This window comes from Spirochaetae bacterium HGW-Spirochaetae-1 (assembly GCA_002839375.1).
In the GTDB taxonomy this organism is placed as follows: Bacteria; Spirochaetota; UBA4802; order UBA4802; family UBA5550; genus PGXY01.
On the sequence record PGXY01000001.1, the window covers coordinates 86,757 to 102,383 of the forward strand.

General features: G+C 47.5%; 10 protein-coding genes. 5 read left to right on the forward strand and 5 right to left on the reverse strand.

All coding sequences use genetic code 11. The features are described 5' to 3' along the window. Positions 1 to 88 precede the first annotated feature (88 nt). Positions 89 to 1,090: a hypothetical protein gene (locus tag CVV44_00445; GenBank protein ID PKL41140.1), complete on the forward strand. Its 1,002-nt coding sequence runs from the start codon at positions 89 to 91 to the stop codon at positions 1,088 to 1,090. 6 nt (positions 1,091 to 1,096) lie between these two features. On the opposite strand, the gene CVV44_00450 is transcribed toward CVV44_00445, so the two are convergent. From CVV44_00450 to CVV44_00465, 4 genes are all read right to left on the reverse strand, one after another. Further along, a complete protein-coding gene (locus tag CVV44_00450; protein PKL41141.1) occupies positions 1,097 to 1,876 on the reverse strand; it encodes a hypothetical protein in 780 nt (259 codons plus the stop codon). 363 nt (positions 1,877 to 2,239) lie between these two features. Beyond that, a complete protein-coding gene (locus CVV44_00455) occupies positions 2,240 to 5,830 on the reverse strand; it encodes a hypothetical protein (protein PKL41142.1) in 3,591 nt (1,196 codons plus the stop codon). 296 nt (positions 5,831 to 6,126) lie between these two features. Beyond that, positions 6,127 to 6,927, reverse strand: coding sequence for an undecaprenyl-diphosphatase (locus CVV44_00460; GenBank protein ID PKL41143.1), 801 nt, complete (start codon positions 6,925 to 6,927; stop codon positions 6,127 to 6,129). A 99-nt stretch (positions 6,928 to 7,026) separates the two neighbouring features. Beyond that, positions 7,027 to 7,230 (reverse strand): hypothetical protein, encoded by a 204-nt coding sequence (locus tag CVV44_00465; GenBank protein ID PKL41144.1) that lies wholly within the window; start codon positions 7,228 to 7,230, stop codon positions 7,027 to 7,029. 300 nt (positions 7,231 to 7,530) lie between these two features. On the opposite strand from CVV44_00465, the gene CVV44_00470 reads away from it, so the two are divergent. Genes CVV44_00470 through sfsA form a run of 3 tightly spaced genes read left to right on the forward strand, consistent with a single transcriptional unit; the run spans position 7,531 to position 9,587 of the window. Further along, complete coding sequence (locus CVV44_00470) at positions 7,531 to 7,917, forward strand: hypothetical protein (protein ID PKL41145.1); 387 nt, start codon at positions 7,531 to 7,533, stop codon at positions 7,915 to 7,917. Between the two features lie 51 nt (positions 7,918 to 7,968). After that, positions 7,969 to 8,469 carry a hypothetical protein gene (locus tag CVV44_00475; GenBank protein PKL41146.1) on the forward strand — a complete coding sequence of 167 codons (501 nt, stop codon included), beginning with the start codon at positions 7,969 to 7,971 and terminating at the stop codon, positions 8,467 to 8,469. Positions 8,470 to 8,513: 44 nt separating this feature from the next. Further along, positions 8,514 to 9,587, forward strand: coding sequence for a DNA/RNA nuclease SfsA (gene sfsA, locus CVV44_00480; GenBank protein ID PKL41147.1), 1,074 nt, complete (start codon positions 8,514 to 8,516; stop codon positions 9,585 to 9,587). A gap of 1 nt (position 9,588) precedes the next feature. On the opposite strand, the gene CVV44_00485 is transcribed toward sfsA, so the two are convergent. Next, on the reverse strand, positions 9,589 to 10,959 hold the full coding sequence (locus tag CVV44_00485; GenBank protein ID PKL41148.1) for a histidine kinase: 1,371 nt from the start codon (positions 10,957 to 10,959) through the stop codon (positions 9,589 to 9,591). A 297-nt stretch (positions 10,960 to 11,256) separates the two neighbouring features. Between CVV44_00485 and CVV44_00490 the strand changes: the two genes are divergently transcribed. Continuing rightward, a complete protein-coding gene (locus tag CVV44_00490) occupies positions 11,257 to 15,570 on the forward strand; it encodes an activase (protein PKL41149.1) in 4,314 nt (1,437 codons plus the stop codon). The last annotated feature ends 57 nt before the right edge of the window (positions 15,571 to 15,627 follow it).

The following is a 15,627-nucleotide window of genomic DNA, read 5'->3' on the forward strand; positions in this document are numbered from 1 at the left end:
ATACTATGGAATTATATATTCGTGTTCAGGTCTAAATTGTACCTGATGGATCAGGTTCCCCCGTAGGAACCGATAAAAGCAAAACAGCATGTTTGAAAAATACCTGCATAATGACCCCATCCCCTGGCTGCTTGAAAAGAATGATCCTGTAGTGCGCTACCTGACACTGCGCGATATCCTTCAGGACGGCAGTCATGAAAAGGAATTTTCCTCTCTGGAAGGGGCCGATGGAATAAAAAAAATTCTGGCCCGGGAAAAGAATGGTGTCCTGGGTGACCGGAAGCGCTATGATCTCTATCATTCAGGGATGATGTGGTACTTTGCCGAAGCAGTGGAGCGCGGCCTTGACGGACGGCATGCCGTGGTAAGAGAAACCGCTTCGGCAATTGTTGAAAGGAGCCAGATGCCCTCGGGGGGCTTTACCCTGAACTGGAAACCCATGGTGGAAACGGCCTGCAGGACCGGCGACATGGTCCGCTTTCTTATCGCATCCCGCGTCGAGGATGAGGCCGTTAGAAAGGGTATTGCCTGGATTGAGTCCCATCAGCGTCATGACGGCGGCTGGCTTCATTGTCCCCTGGCCGGTTTCTGTGATGCCATGAAACTGGCCCTGTTTAAAAGATCCGGTTCAGGGTTGAAGCGGGAAGGGAACAGCGACGTGACGAGTTGTATATATGCCACCATTGCCTGTTCCATGGCCTTGGCCATGTATCCCCGTTCCAACAGGGAAATAACCGGGGGAGCAGCGGAATATTTCCTGAAGAGAAAAATGTATCAGGACAGGAGCGGGAAACCCATCAAGCCGAAGGCTTCCTGGAATCCCGATTTCAGGCTCCTGGGATACCCGCTGCTTTCACAGTATGATGTACTCCACGGCCTTCTTTTTATCGCCAGGGCCGGATATTTCCATGATCCCCGCACAGGCGAGGCCTTTAATATGATAATGACAAGGCAGAACAGCGATGGAACCTGGAATTGTGAAAATGACCGGACCGGCATGCTTGTGAGCGGCCGTACAAAGGAATGTGGTTCCCGGAATAAATGGGTGACACTTAATGTTCTGCGTCTTCTGAAAACGGTAAATCTTTAGCCGGGGTCAGTTGGAGAAGGCATACCCGGCCGAGAGGATGAAGGCTACGGAGTGAAATGGTGCGGATTTCCCCTTGTAGGTAAAAGAGTCCGATGTGATGGCATCTGTGTAGGTAAGATTAAGGTTATCCTTGAACTTAAGAAAGTTCATGTTCCAGTCGAATCCCAGGGAAACATAGAGCCCGCCGCTGAAATAAATGGTAAAGTTCAGTTCTGCGCCCAGCACCAGGTTGCTGACTGTCTGTGTCTTCGTTCCACTATAGGAACTGATAAGTTTTTTGGCAATGGGTGTGGGAGTAAACGTGGCGATACCGTATCCCAGTACGGGTGTCAGGGTAAAGTCCCATTGTTTTCGTGTCGTGGCATGGATGGCCGGCCCCACCAGGAAGGAATACTCTCCATAGATGACCCTGCTCCAGTTTTCATAATCGGACCCGAAATCGGTGCGCTGAATGACCATGAAACGCTTGATCTTGGTCTTTACTCCCAGGTAATCCATTGGCATATACTCAAAAGAGGCACCGAAAGTAAAGCAGAGATGCGAGATCCAGAGCCGTTTATAGGTATTGGAATCGCTGAACTCGTATAGGCTGTCTTTGACAAAATTATTTTCCGCGTCATATACGGAACCAACGGGAGCTCCCATGGAGATGAAACCGCCAAGAAACATCTGCCCCTTGTGAGCTCCTTCCGGAGGCTTATCGAGTTCCTCAAACTTGGAGGCTAAAACCGGCTGGCAGAAATATAAAATAGCCAGGAATATATTCAGGGCAGCAAAATTTTTCATTTTTCCGTTTGCGATGCATCTTTTAATCATATGATGTCAATATATAGAGTTCTGACGTGGAATGTCAATACCAATACGGAACGCCATAATATTAATGTTGACAAAGAAGTATGTGCGGCCTTTATTTGTCCATATCGGTATCAGTCTTCAACTGATTAAAATAAGGAGGAATATTCCGTGGGAAAGCAGTATAACGCTCGTGTTAAAAGAAAAAGGGCAAAAAAGCAGATAAAAAGAAAGAAGAATGAATTGAAGAGTAAGTTGCTCTCAGTAAGAAAATCTTCATAAGGAAACCTCAATATATTTATATATGGATGTTTCCTCGGCAGTTACCCTGATCCCCTGACCTTCAGGGGATTTCCGCTACGGTTTACTATCGTTATCAACAGATAAAACCAAACTTTGTGATTCAAGTTTATTCAGTTCCATGCAGAAATTCAGGAACTCGGGGTATACCTGTGTCGTTATAATATGGGACCTGAGCCTGACCGATTTATGTATGGACATTTTCAAATCACCCCGTTTTTTAATGATGATGATTTCCGCACTGCCGAATGAACTGGCAAGTTCATGTTTTTTCATCACCTCGGCAGAGCTGTATCGTGCCGGTAAAGTAATTTCGCAGGTATCCTCTTCCTGAATGGGAAAGGATATTACCAGGTCATGAGTCCTTTCCGGATATTGAATATACCGGTGAATCGAGCTTCTGCTGATAAAGGGCTGCAGAATCATTTTCCCCCTGCCTGCCGTTGCAAAGGCCAAAGCATCTCCACGGGCCTCTATGGTGAAAGCGCCCCGTGATGTATCGAGATTATTCATGGCGTAGTGATCAATGTTCAGGGATGAAATCATGTTGCCGTAATAGGAATTGACGGTATTCTCCAGATATAGCCGGTCTCTGAAATGCTCTCTCAATACTCCGTAAGAGCCTTCAAAAATGGTTCGAAAGGAGCACCGTGCATTCCCCTGTTCATCTATGGTTATTTTTGCCTCTTCCCTCTTGCGATCCGTTGAAAGGCCATGAACAGTTTTTTGCACCATGGTATCATTATTGATGAGGATGTATGCAGTGGCACCCTCAAGGGTTGGAGAGACCGTGCCCAGGGGGAGAAAGGTATTGGAAAAATCAAGCCAGTACCCCTGGTCGCCCGTAAGAGGTACAAACAGGAGCGGTGAAGAAAAGAGTTCGGGATTGGTGATGGAGTCAGCCCGGGGCAGATAGCTGTGGCGTGACAGACCCATATAAGATTCAATTCCCCTCTGGCGGAGAAGGGTCCTGGCCAGGATAACCTTATCTTCCACCGTGCCGCTTTTCCGGTACCAGGTAGTATCGGAGTCTTCGGGATAATAGAGAACATTTCTTTGCAGGAAGACATCACGCGAGACAGCATGGTAAACAGAGCTGATTGCTTCTTCCTTCGATGCAGGGGGCGTATCAGCAGCAGGCGGTATGTTGACCGGTTCACTCATGTGGTTAACCAGGCCTGCGTACCAGGACATAACTTCCCGGGAATCCTTCATCGTTGAAAAATGAAAGTAGGGCAGGCAGTTGTAATCGCTGCCTGAAAAGAATTCATTGTAAATGGGCTGCAGGTCTGCTGCGCTGAAGGAGTGAAGCCTGGCTTCATTTATCTCCGTGATTGATGTATCCCAGCCCCTGCTGTTGTAAAGATGAATATCCATGCCGGGAGGCGTTATAACTGAAACCGACAGGCGTTCTACCGGTTCGTTGTATTCCTGCAGCAGGGTTTCAGGAAGGGCAAAGTGCCGCGACAGGCGCGGTGTGCGCAGGGGATTGTCTACGATATATTGAAGATGTATAATGGAATTTTTTTTCAGCGTTGAAAGATTGACGAAGTGGGCCTGATTTATTTTCTGGATTCGGTAAGAATCGCTCCACGAATTATCCTCATAGTGAACACGGAAGCGTATGGCGTGCAGTTCTCCCTCGAATGGTATACGGTATTCGCCCCATTTTTCCACGCCCTTCTCATCATTCAGGTGAATGATGTCATTGCAATACACCCTGCTGCTCCCGTCATTCTCCAGTAGAAATATCCTGTTCCTGAACATGACCTTCGAGGGCAGCACATATTTCTCCATGGACTTAAATAAATACTTTATATCGGGAACATTCTTTTCATATTCCTCAAAGGGATTTCTGAATGAAGCGTCGGTCATACAGCGCATGTAATCTTTCAGGGGGAAAAAGGAAGGGTCCATGGCGATGACTTTATGCCAGTAAAGGGAGGCGTCATAATTATTGAGATGATCTATTAAACCCAGCTTCAGGTAGTACGCGGGAATCCTTCTTGTGGAGACATCCCGGAAGAGGACATGTTTTGCCGTCACATAATCCCCCTTTCGTATCAGGGCGTCGATGTATTCATTGTGCAGATGGTCATCAAAACTGAACTGACGGTAAAGGGTGATGATGGCATCGTTGTCATTGCGTTTCTTATAAAATTGAACCAGGTTGGCAAGTATTTCCCGGTCATAGGCGAGTGAAAGTATTTGTCGGGAGACTTTTTCAAAGTCGGGGATATTTCTTTTTTTAAAGAAAGCAGTTCCGGTACGGAGGGGAAGAACGGAATGGGGAAATTCTTTTTTGAAGCGCTCTAGTGTTTCCAGGAATTCCTTTTCATAATTAATTGTATCGTAGGATTTCAGGAGGTCCAGCCATGAGGGGATATGGCCGGGATTATCAGCGATGAGGCGTTGACCGACCGCAAGCGCCTCGGCTGTGTTGCCCGTATCGGCGAGACCGGCAAAAATTTTATAGCGCGACGGGAAAAATGTTGGATTGTTGTTATTGATGACTTTAAACAGTCTTCCCGCTTCACTGTGGCGCCATGAGCCCATGTTTGAGTCCTGGCCTTCCAGGGACGAGGCCAGGAAAAACCGGTACTCGTTTCTGTCCCATAACCGGTATGCATGGCGATGGCATTCAATGGCCTGTGAGCTTTCCAGGAGGTCAAAGTAAGTGCCGGTTCTGTTCCATAACCGCGCCTGATCAGTCGGGTTGACTGCAGTGGTCATTCGTTCTTTCAGGATCGCAAGAGGGTATTCGTTCTCTTCCAGTTGATCAAAGGAATCAAAGGACCCGGTAATCGGCCTTATGCCGGGCCTGATGATGGTATCCGCATCGTCAGTTAGAATCATTCTGAATTTCCAGGAATCGGCCGCCTGTACCTTTATCAGGATGGAGATGTTCCGGGTTTTGTCTATCCTCACGATGCGCATCTTTCTGAAATTGGACGGGTCATTGCTCAACACCATTCTGCCGTTCAGAAAAAAGCGGTAAGAGCATGGAGAATATATACGGAGTTTTACCGGCCTGTCATAAGAGAAGGAGCATGAAGCATAAGCGATACCGTCGCGTGGAAAGAAATGGCGGCTGAAGTCAACAGTGCCGTCACCGGGAGATGTGTCGATAGTGAGCGAGTCCCCGCCACTGACTCCGACCGAGGTAATTTCCGGTGAAAAGGGATAATCCATGTCGGCAGGTCCGTTCAACCGGTAGGGCCCCCTGATTCGCCAGGCCGACAGGGGGGAGAGCAGCCGGGTGATGCGCAGCGCCTCGGGCCTGTTATAGGGATAGAGAAATTGTTCGTAGGCCAGGAGGAAGAGGAGCAGCCTGCTGTTTTTATCCCGTGAGGCGGGTTCAGCCTCTATGGAAGCCTTTAGTTTCTGCATGGCGTCCATAACCTCGCCGTATCCAACAATACGGGCAAAATCGGCCAGATCAGGGTAATATAGGACCGTGGAGGCTTCTGTGTGATTGTTCAGTATCATGTCCCTGAGACTTACCCACAGGGAGTGGTAATCGCCGGCAGCAAAATCCTGAAACAGTCTGTCTTCGGCTGTATTGAAACTGCTTTTAACCTCTGCTATGCCGCCTGTGACTGTGCAGAGCAGCAGTATGATGGTAATGTAAATTATTTTTTTAATCATGGATGTGCTTGTGAAAATCTATAATGGGCACCGCTAAAAATTTTATTTTATCAATGTTTGTGCCCGCAAGGGAATATCAAATAATGATATATAGAGATTCCCTTATGATAAATCATTATATGCACCGCAGGCCTGGTTGAGGTCAATCACTATTCTGTAAATATTAGCGTAAGGCCACAATGAAATTTCGGAGTTCAGAGTCTCTTGGCAGTTTCACGAAAAAGAACCGACCGGGAAGCCGGTTCTGCAGACTCCAGCGTACGATGTGATAAATTGATACTACGTTTAAATAAAAATTATATAACGAGCCATATCAGGACGATGATGCCGAGAATAATCCGGTAATAACCAAAGGGGCGGAAATCGTGACTGGTAATATATTTCATGAAAAACGCGATTACCATCCATGCGACGAAAAAGGAAACAATAAAGCCAATTGAGAGGGTTACTGCTTCGTGCGCATTCATCGATAAACCGGATTTGAGCAGCGAATATCCCGATGCCGCAACCATGGTAGGAATGGACAGAAAGAAAGAATATTCAACGGCGGCAATGCGCGAAACACCCAGGAGCATGGCGCCTATTATGGTGGCAGCTGATCGCGATGTGCCGGGCACCATCGACAGGCATTGGATAAACCCTATGAGTATTGCCGTTGTATATGTAATTTCTTTTATCGAATTGAATCGGCCTGTTCTATCTCCCCTGTCAATTATAATTAGAAATATCCCCCAGATTATCAGTGTTATCGATACCACGACCGGCGTAAATAAATATTGTTCAATATAATCGTGAACAGCCGCACCAATTACAAGAGCGGGTATCACGCCGACTATCGCTTTTTTCCACGTATCAAAAATATCTTTTCTGTCCGATTCGCTCACTTCTTTTCCGAATGGTATAAGCTTTTTTCTGAAATATATTACAACTGAAAGTATGGCGCCGAGCTGAATGACAATGTCGAACATTTTTGTGAACTGCTCGCCGAAGTAGATATATTTATTTACGATAATCAAATGCCCTGTGGAAGAAACGGGAAGAAATTCCGTGAGGCCTTCCACGATCCCCAGTATTACAGCACTAACTGCATCAGTCATACTATCTCCTGAAATGCTATTTTTGTTTTAGATTTGTATCTTTATTATTAATTCGGATATTTTTGTCAGTGAATCATCCTGTAGATAATTGCATGACGGTTATTTTTTTTTGTTTTTATCCCGTTCGGTTTTAAATCCGTAGGCATATATGAGCAGGATAACCGTACAGGTGCACAGGACAATAATTGCCATGGTATGCTTCACCGGATCATTGAGCTTGGTGATACTGTATCCCAGGGCTGCGATGACCAGGACAATATTTATGTATTTATGAGTATTGTTTCTCTTATACTGTGTCTCCATATGCATCTCCAGGCGTTAATGAGTGTTTATAAAAAGAACTGATGCAGTAAGTTCAAATAAGTATTTCCCCGCAGGCGGTTTGCAGTCTGTGAAGAGCTTTTCTATGATCGGTGTAAAAATTACAATCTGAATCAATACAGCATACACCATGAAAAACATCCTGATCTAAATCAAGAAAAAATTTGGCAGAAAATTGTCATCTGTAAGAAAAAAGGATAGTATGAGAGAAACAGGTAAATATATTTTCGCTTGACGAATAGCACAACCGATTGTGGGATATATGCAGAAGGAGAATGAACAATGAACGCCAGGATGAAACATATTTTTTCCCAGTCAAAGAAGAATACTTTTTATCTAATAATCAGCATACTCGTTGCAGTGGGCGCCGGAGCAGTCATGACCATGGCTTTTCATTTGTGGTACAGTGCGGTCATCGGTGTCGCCGGGCTTGCTCTTCCTTATTTTATTCGCGACTTCATGGTTGATCGTGTGGAAATTATGAGCAGAATTCTTATGTATGCCAGGTACCTTGTGCTTATTCTGATAGCGTCAATGCAGATGCTTTTCGAAGGCGACTATCCCTTTATCTTGCCGGTAGTCGTTTCTTCCTATGCGTTTTACTGTCTTTATATCGGTTCATTCTTCTGGTTGTTCTCTGATGAGCGTATAATCATGATTAAAAAATAATACGGAATGCGACGGATAAAATGAGAATCTGTTTATTCCGGAGAGTGCTTCATGGATAATAAAATTGAGATAGTCTCCCTGGAAGAGAAACCTGATTATGCACCCCTCTGTGCCCATTGGTCCTACACGCAGTGGTACCGGGAACGTGATATTCCCTTTGACCTGAACCTGAAGGCTTATCAGCAGCGCACTATCGGCACAACCATTCCTACGGCCTATGTGGCCACCATCGACACCCTGCCCGTGGGCATGGGATCTCTCAAGGAAAATGATCTCTGGTCGAGACGTGACCTGAATCCCTGGCTTGCATCGCTCTATGTCATGCCGGAATTCCGCGGCATGGGCATCGCCGGGAGGCTTATCGATGCTATAATCACAAAAGCCCGGGATCTGGGATTCGAAAAAATATTTCTTTTCCTCGGTCACAACGAGGAAATGGATCTGGCGCGTTTTTACGAAATGAGGGGATGGCGGTTTCATGAAAGTACCATTGATAATGACGGTAAGGAAACCGACATTTATTTTTATGGACTGAACAAGAGCGACCGGTGACGGAATATAGTAATGCCAATGATACGATATCTGGACAGAGCAGTATGGTTCACGGAATTTTTGTTGAACGCCTGAACCGTTTCGTCGGCATCGTACTTGTCAATGGCAAAGAAGAGAAGATATATATTCCTAATACGGGTCGACTGTCGGAACTTGCCATTTCGGGAGAACCGGTCCTCCTTGTTCCCTCGCAGGGGAAGTATTCCCATAAGCTCCTCTATTTTTATTATAACGGAAAACCGGTCCTTATAGATTCCACTGCCAGCAACGGTATATTCAGTGCGCTGGTCGCTCGCGGTATGGTCCCGGAATTCAGAGGTTTGACCTTTATAAGACGCGAACCCGCCTTTGAGAATCACCGGTTTGATTTTCTTTTTCGGGATGTCGGAGGCAACGCTCTCCTTGTAGAATTGAAATCATGTACCCTGGCCTGGAAGGGCGTCGCATCATTCCCCGACGCCGTGAGTTCCCGGGCTACTGACCATGTCAAGGCTCTGGCACGGGCCGGCGGAGGGACGATGGTCTTTTTCATCCTCCATGAGAATGTGGAGGTCTTTGTTCCCAACTATCATACTGATTTTATTTTTTATGAAACGCTGAAGAAACATTATGCCGCGATCCGTATTCTTGCCTATTCGGTACGATATGATGAAGAATTCGCCATAACATCACTGAATCCAGTTAAGGTAATCATGCCCCCGGTCAGACCCGCAGGTCTGTACTGTCTTGTCTACCGGTACGACGGCTGCGAACGGGCCGGATCAGCGTTAGGCAGTACAGTAGAACTGAAAAAAGGATATTATGTACGCACGGGCGCGAGTGATGATGATGTTTTTCGAGACATTGATCTTCTTAAACGCAAGGCTAGAAGAGTGAAAGGAGAAGGCGAGGATATTTTTGCCGCCATGAAAGTCGTTGCCGACATTCCTTTCGTTGATGAGAGCATTGCTCTTGAGGACCTTCATGATCTTCTGGTGAAAACCGGGGGATCACCGGCAGGCACGTTGGAGTTTATGGAAACGGTTTCGCTCTATTACTTCCGGGACAATCCACTGCGTGATCGCAGCTTCTGGGATCGCGTTCTCGAAATGAGATATGGGAAATACAGGTCATTCTGAATTAGCGTGTGTCTTTTTCGGCCAGCACATAATTTTTATCCCTGAAAAGAGATATGCAGCACTCCACGGCATCGCTGTCATAGAGGGTGCCGCTCCAGTTTCTGATTTCATTCAGGGCTTTTTCAATGCCTAGTGAAGCACGATACGGCCGGTGCGAGGCCATGGCTTCAACTACATCGGCCACGGCCATCAACCGCCCCTCCCTGCTGATATTGTCGCCTGTGAGTCCCCGCGGATAACCGGAACCGTCCATACGTTCGTGATGCTCGTAGACGATGGCGGCCACAGGCCAGGGGAAATCGATGGTCTTTAATATGTCATAGCCGATCTGTACATGACTTTTGACCAGGTTGAATTCTATGGGTGTCAGGCGTGCCGGCTTGCTCAGGATTTCCGCCGGTATCGATATTTTACCCAGATCATGTATCATACCGGCCATGCGGATGCCTTCGATCTTGTCGGCGGAGAATCCCATATGTATTGCCATGTTATGTACCAGGTCTGCTACCCGTCGTTGATGTCCGGCGGTATAGGGGTCCCGGCTCTCCACGGTGCGATCCATGGCCTCGATAATGCCTCCCATGGCTCTTCTCAGATAGGCCAGTGTTTCCTTCAATTTATCATCGGAAAAAACTCTTTCGGTGATATCCCTGAAAACCATGACGGTCCCCAGGGAGCCACCCTTGTCATCTCTGCGGGCGCTGATCTTGTAATCAATGGGGAGGGGATTTCCGGATTTCTGAATTATATAGAGATGGGAATTTTCGTCTTCCCGTGCAAAGCTGTTTATATTCTTCAGTCTTTTCCCTGCCGTGGTCTCTATGTGTATGATACCGCTGAAGTGACTACCCAGTGAGGTATGCAGGTTCTGCCCCGTCATTAATTCCGCCACGGGGTTCATGTATGTTATGGTTTCGTCATGATTGACGACCACGACGGCATCGCCGATGCTGTTTAAAATGGTTGTCATCTGGTATTCGTTTTCCCTGATGGTGTTTTCCAGATCATGCCGGAGTAGCGCCATTTCAATCGCGGTTTTAATATCCTTTTTTGTGAATGGTTTTATTATGTAACCGAAGGGATTTGAAGACATGGCGCGGGTAACTGTTTCATCGTCGGTTGATGTGGTGATGAAAATTACCGGTACGTTGGACTGCCGGTAAATTCTGTCAGCCGCCTCAATGCCGTCGATTTCTCCCTCCAGGGTAATATCCATGAGCACGATATGAGGATCGAGAGTATTTACAGAATTGATCGCCTCTTCGCCTTTTGAAATGATGTCCACGGCGGTGTTACCCAGTTCGATACAAAACCTTTTCATGAGGAGGGCGGTCACATGGTCGTCTTCAACGATAAGAATATTTTTTTTCATGTAGTGGTTGTATGTACCTTTAATGTATACTATTTATAATAGTGAGATTGTATCATCATTCGTAGCTTTCAGCATAAATGATACAAAGAAATATTTCAAGAAAAAACAAGAAATATTTCAGATTAAGGTAATTTATTTCACCTTGCTGTAAAGTGGTTATTTTCATTTTACAGTTTAATATAACAGGCGTGATGAATTCATGTTCAGTATGCGTGACAAAATATACTGGACAAAAAAAATGACAGATACTTTTATGTTTTTTTCTTTTTTATCACTCACCGTGTGTTGGAGGTTTATATGCACAGTCTGGGTATAAATATTGGCTCTTCAAGTATAAAAATCGTACTTCTTGAGGATGATTCTGTTCTCTGGCATGAGGTCGTTGCCCATGAAGGCAATTTTCTCGACACTCTGAAGCAAACATTGAATGATAAACATATACCGCATGATTCAATTTCGCTGGCAACGGGTACCGAAGGACGCTACCTGCTCAACATGAACAACGTCATCGAATCGGTCTGTATAGAAGAGGCGCTGCATGCCCTGGATTACAAGGTCGATGCCGTGGTTTCACTGGGGGGTGAGAATTTTGTCGTGTACACCATTGACAGTGAGGGAAAGATAATTACCAATTTTTCCGGCAACAAGTGCGCATCGGGGACCGGAGAGTTTTTCAAACAGCAGCTTGGTCGTATGAATCTAACGCTCCCCGAGGTTCACACTATTCCCGAAAGCTCCCGCGTTCAGCCCATGGCCTCACGCTGTTCCGTTTTCATGAAAAGCGACTGTACACATAAACTGAACAAGGGGGAAGCTACCAAAGGCGATATCGTTCTTTCTTTGAGCGATGTTATGGCCACAAAGGTTGTTGATTTTCTAAAGCGGGCGAAGATTCAGGACGGTTCAGTCCTTCTTTCCGGCGGTGTGACACGGAACAAATATATAATCCGGTTTCTGAAGGAGAAGCTCCCCAATGTGAAATTTGTCATTCCCGACGAGGCGGCATACTTCGAGGCCTTTGGCGCGGCACTTCTCGCAAGAACAGCCGGCAGCACTTTCCCAGATGAGGAGAACAGGTACAAGCCCAATGTAATCGGCTTTTCACGTCTTCCGGGATTGAAGACCGCCGAAGGGCGTGTTACTTATTTGCAGCCGCGGCGGGGAAAGGCGAAGCCCGGTGGCGAATATATTCTCGGTGTAGACGGCGGTTCCACGACGACAAAGATCGCACTTATTGACATCGAGACCGATGAAATTGTCGCCGAGCATTACGGGAGAACCCACGGAGACCCGGTGCGGGCTCTGAAGAATTGTATAGTTGAAGTAAAGAAACAGCTCAAGGAACAGATCGGCGATGCGCCGATCAGCATAACACTTACTTCCACAACGGGTTCGTCGCGGGAGATCCTGGGCGTATTTCTTGAAACACCGGCCGTATATAACGAGATCATAGCACATGCCGTGGGAACGACCTATTTCAAGGAAGATATTGACACCATATTTGAAATCGGCGGCCAGGACGCCAAGTATGTATACCTGAAGAACAAGGTCCCCATCGACTATGCAATGAATGAGGCCTGCTCGGCCGGAACCGGTTCGTTTATCGAGGAATCGGCCTCGGGGGACCTGAATATCACCAGGGTAGAAGAAATCGGCGAGATAGCGGTCCGGGCCGAATCCCCTCTCAAATTCGGTGAGGCCTGTTCGGCATTTATCAATTCCGACATACGCAAGGCTATACAGCACGGCGCCTCTCGCGAGGACATTACGGCGGGGATCATAACCTCCATTGTCTCCAATTATCTCAACCGGGTTGTGGGCAACAGGGCCATCGGGAAGAACATTGTTCTTCAGGGCGGCGTTGCCAAGAACAGGGCCATTCCGCTGGCATTCGCCATGCTTCTTGACAAGGATATCATCGTGCCTCCCGATCCCGAGCTCCTGGGGTGCTTCGGTGTGGGTATTCTTGCCAGGCAAAAGTTTAATGACGGCTTCATAGAAAAGGCCTCCTATGACCTGGACAAGATGCTGGCCTCGGAAATCGTCTATGAACGTGAGTTCAACTGCAAGGCCTGCGAGAATCTCTGTTCCATCAGGGTGCTCAATGTAAACGGCAACAAATATATGTTCGGCGGACGATGTAACAAGTACACCAATATACGAAGAAAGAAAACATTTGATGAATCCGGTGTCTTCAACTATATAGACAGACGAGAAGAGCTTCTGTTTCAGGTTTGCGCACCCGCGCCCGGTTCACTGGAGCGCAAGCGCGACTATGTGGTGGGAGTTCCCAGGGCCTTTTCCGTGTACACCCTCTGGCCCCTCTACTCCTGGTTTTTTCATGAGTTGGGCATCGAAACAAAACTTTCCGAAACCATCGAGCATGAGGGCATAGCCAGAACAGAGGGAGCGTACTGCTTCCCTGCCGAAATCGCCCACGGGGCCGTTCAGTCCATCATCAACAGCGGCACCGATTATATCTTTGTTCCCCATTTCCGCGACATGCCCAGCTACGAGGAGGATGTCCATGCAAACTTCTGTCCCATCACGCAAAGCCTTCCTTACTATATAAAAAAGGCCTTCACCGATGTGCCCGAGGACCGGCTGCTGGCGCCTGTGGTCACCTTCAAGTACGGCATCGAAAAGGCCCTGGAGGGATTTATCGCCATGGGGAAACAGCTCGGTATCGGCGAGTCCGAAGTGCGCAAAGCCTTCAAGATCGCCAATGCCAAGCAGCTGGAGTTCGGCGATAAATACAAGGCCATGGGAGCCGAGGCCCTTGAGGCCGCGAGAAAGGCCGAGCGCCCCGTCATAGCACTGCTGGGAAGACCGTATAATGCCTTCACGCGCGACGCCAACATGGGGATACCCCTGAAGTTTACCAGCCGGGGATATTCCGTGATTCCCTTCGACATGCTTCCTTTTGAAGACACGAAGATTTTCAGCAACATGTACTGGTATTACGGTCAGCAGGATATGAAGGCCAGCGCCTTTCTTAAGAAGGAAGATAATATTTTCGTAACTTATATTACGAATTTTTCCTGCGCTCCCGATTCCTTCATGCTTCACTACATACGGTGGTACATGGGCATGAAGCCCTTCCTGGTTCTGGAACTGGATTCCCATTCCGCCGATGCCGGTGTTGACACGCGGGTTGAGGCTTTCCTTGATATCATTGAAGGCTACCGGAACATTTCATCCAGTGAAGAGGAGCGGTATGATAACGGACTCCGTTTCATCAATAACGGAAAAGACCCCCTGCATCTCATGGATATTCATGGCAATAAAAGGATCGATATCTTCGGCAACAATAAAGTTAAGATGCTTCTCTCCAATATGGGCAGGCTCTCCTCGGAGCTTCTCGCAGCAACCTTGAGGAGCGCCAATGTCAACGCCGAGGCCATGCCGCTTCCCGATGCCTATACGCTGCAGCTGGCGAGAAGCTACATGTCGGGCAAGGAATGCCTGCCTTCGCAGCTGGTTCTGGGGGCGGCCCTCAAGTACCTTACATCGGAAAAGTACCGGAAGGATGAAATATATCTCCTTTTTGTGCCAACGACAACCGGCCCATGCCGGACCGGCCAGTACTTCGTGTTCTATGAAAATCTTTTCAAGGATCTCAGGATTGAGAACGTTGTCGTGGTGACGCTGGACTCGGAAAATTCCTATAATGAACTGGGTTCGAAGTTTTCCAGGCATGCCTGGTGGGGGCTGGTGGCAGCCGATTTTATGAAGGACATCGAGACATCGCTGCGTACCTGCGCCGTGGATCCCCTGGCAGCCATTGCAAAATATGATGAGCTCTGGCAGGAACTCATCGATATCGCCGAGACCGACACGAGTAAAATTATTCCTGCCATGAAGAGGATCGCTGGAGAGATAGCCAAAATTCCGCTGAAACAGAAGATGAAGGACGCACCGAAGGTTCTGGTCGTGGGCGAGATATACGTGCGGCGTGACGACTTCGCCGTTGATGAACTTATCCGCCTCATGAGCAGGAAGGGCATTATTGCCAAGGTGTCGGGCATCACGGAATGGATCTATTACTGCGACTACATGCGGCGCTATGAAATTGTGAAGCGCCTGAAGCTTATTCCCTGGTACAGCCGGTATTTCTCAAAGGATTTCAGGGACCTCATCCTCTTTGGAATAGAGGCGAAGTGGAAACACAGCGTGGAACATAAGGTGAAAAAAGCCCTGGAATCCACAGAGCTTATCCCCGAGACTCCCCATGATATGGACAAAATTATGGGCAACGCCTTTGATCATTTTGTCACATCGGAACTCGAATCGGAAATTTCAATTTCAAGCGGCGTGGCATCAACAGCTCTCATGGGCGATTTTTCCGGTGTGGTTAACATATCCCCCTTCGCCTGTCTCATAGGCAGGGTCATAGAGGGTCTGGTGACTCCCTGGGCCAGGGAGCGCCTCTATCCCATCATATCCGTGGAAATTGACGGTGATATACTTCCTCCCAATATCATTAACAAGCTGGATATTTTCATGCTCAATGTTCTCCGTTTCAGGAATAACCCCGATGCCATGGACCTGGTGGAAAAAGAGGGGGAACAGGATACATCCCTGACCAGAAAGGTAATACGACTGAGTTGAAATACGGTGCAAGAGGACGGTGGTTAGCTGCTCCTTTATAGCATAGGTTTCTCTATC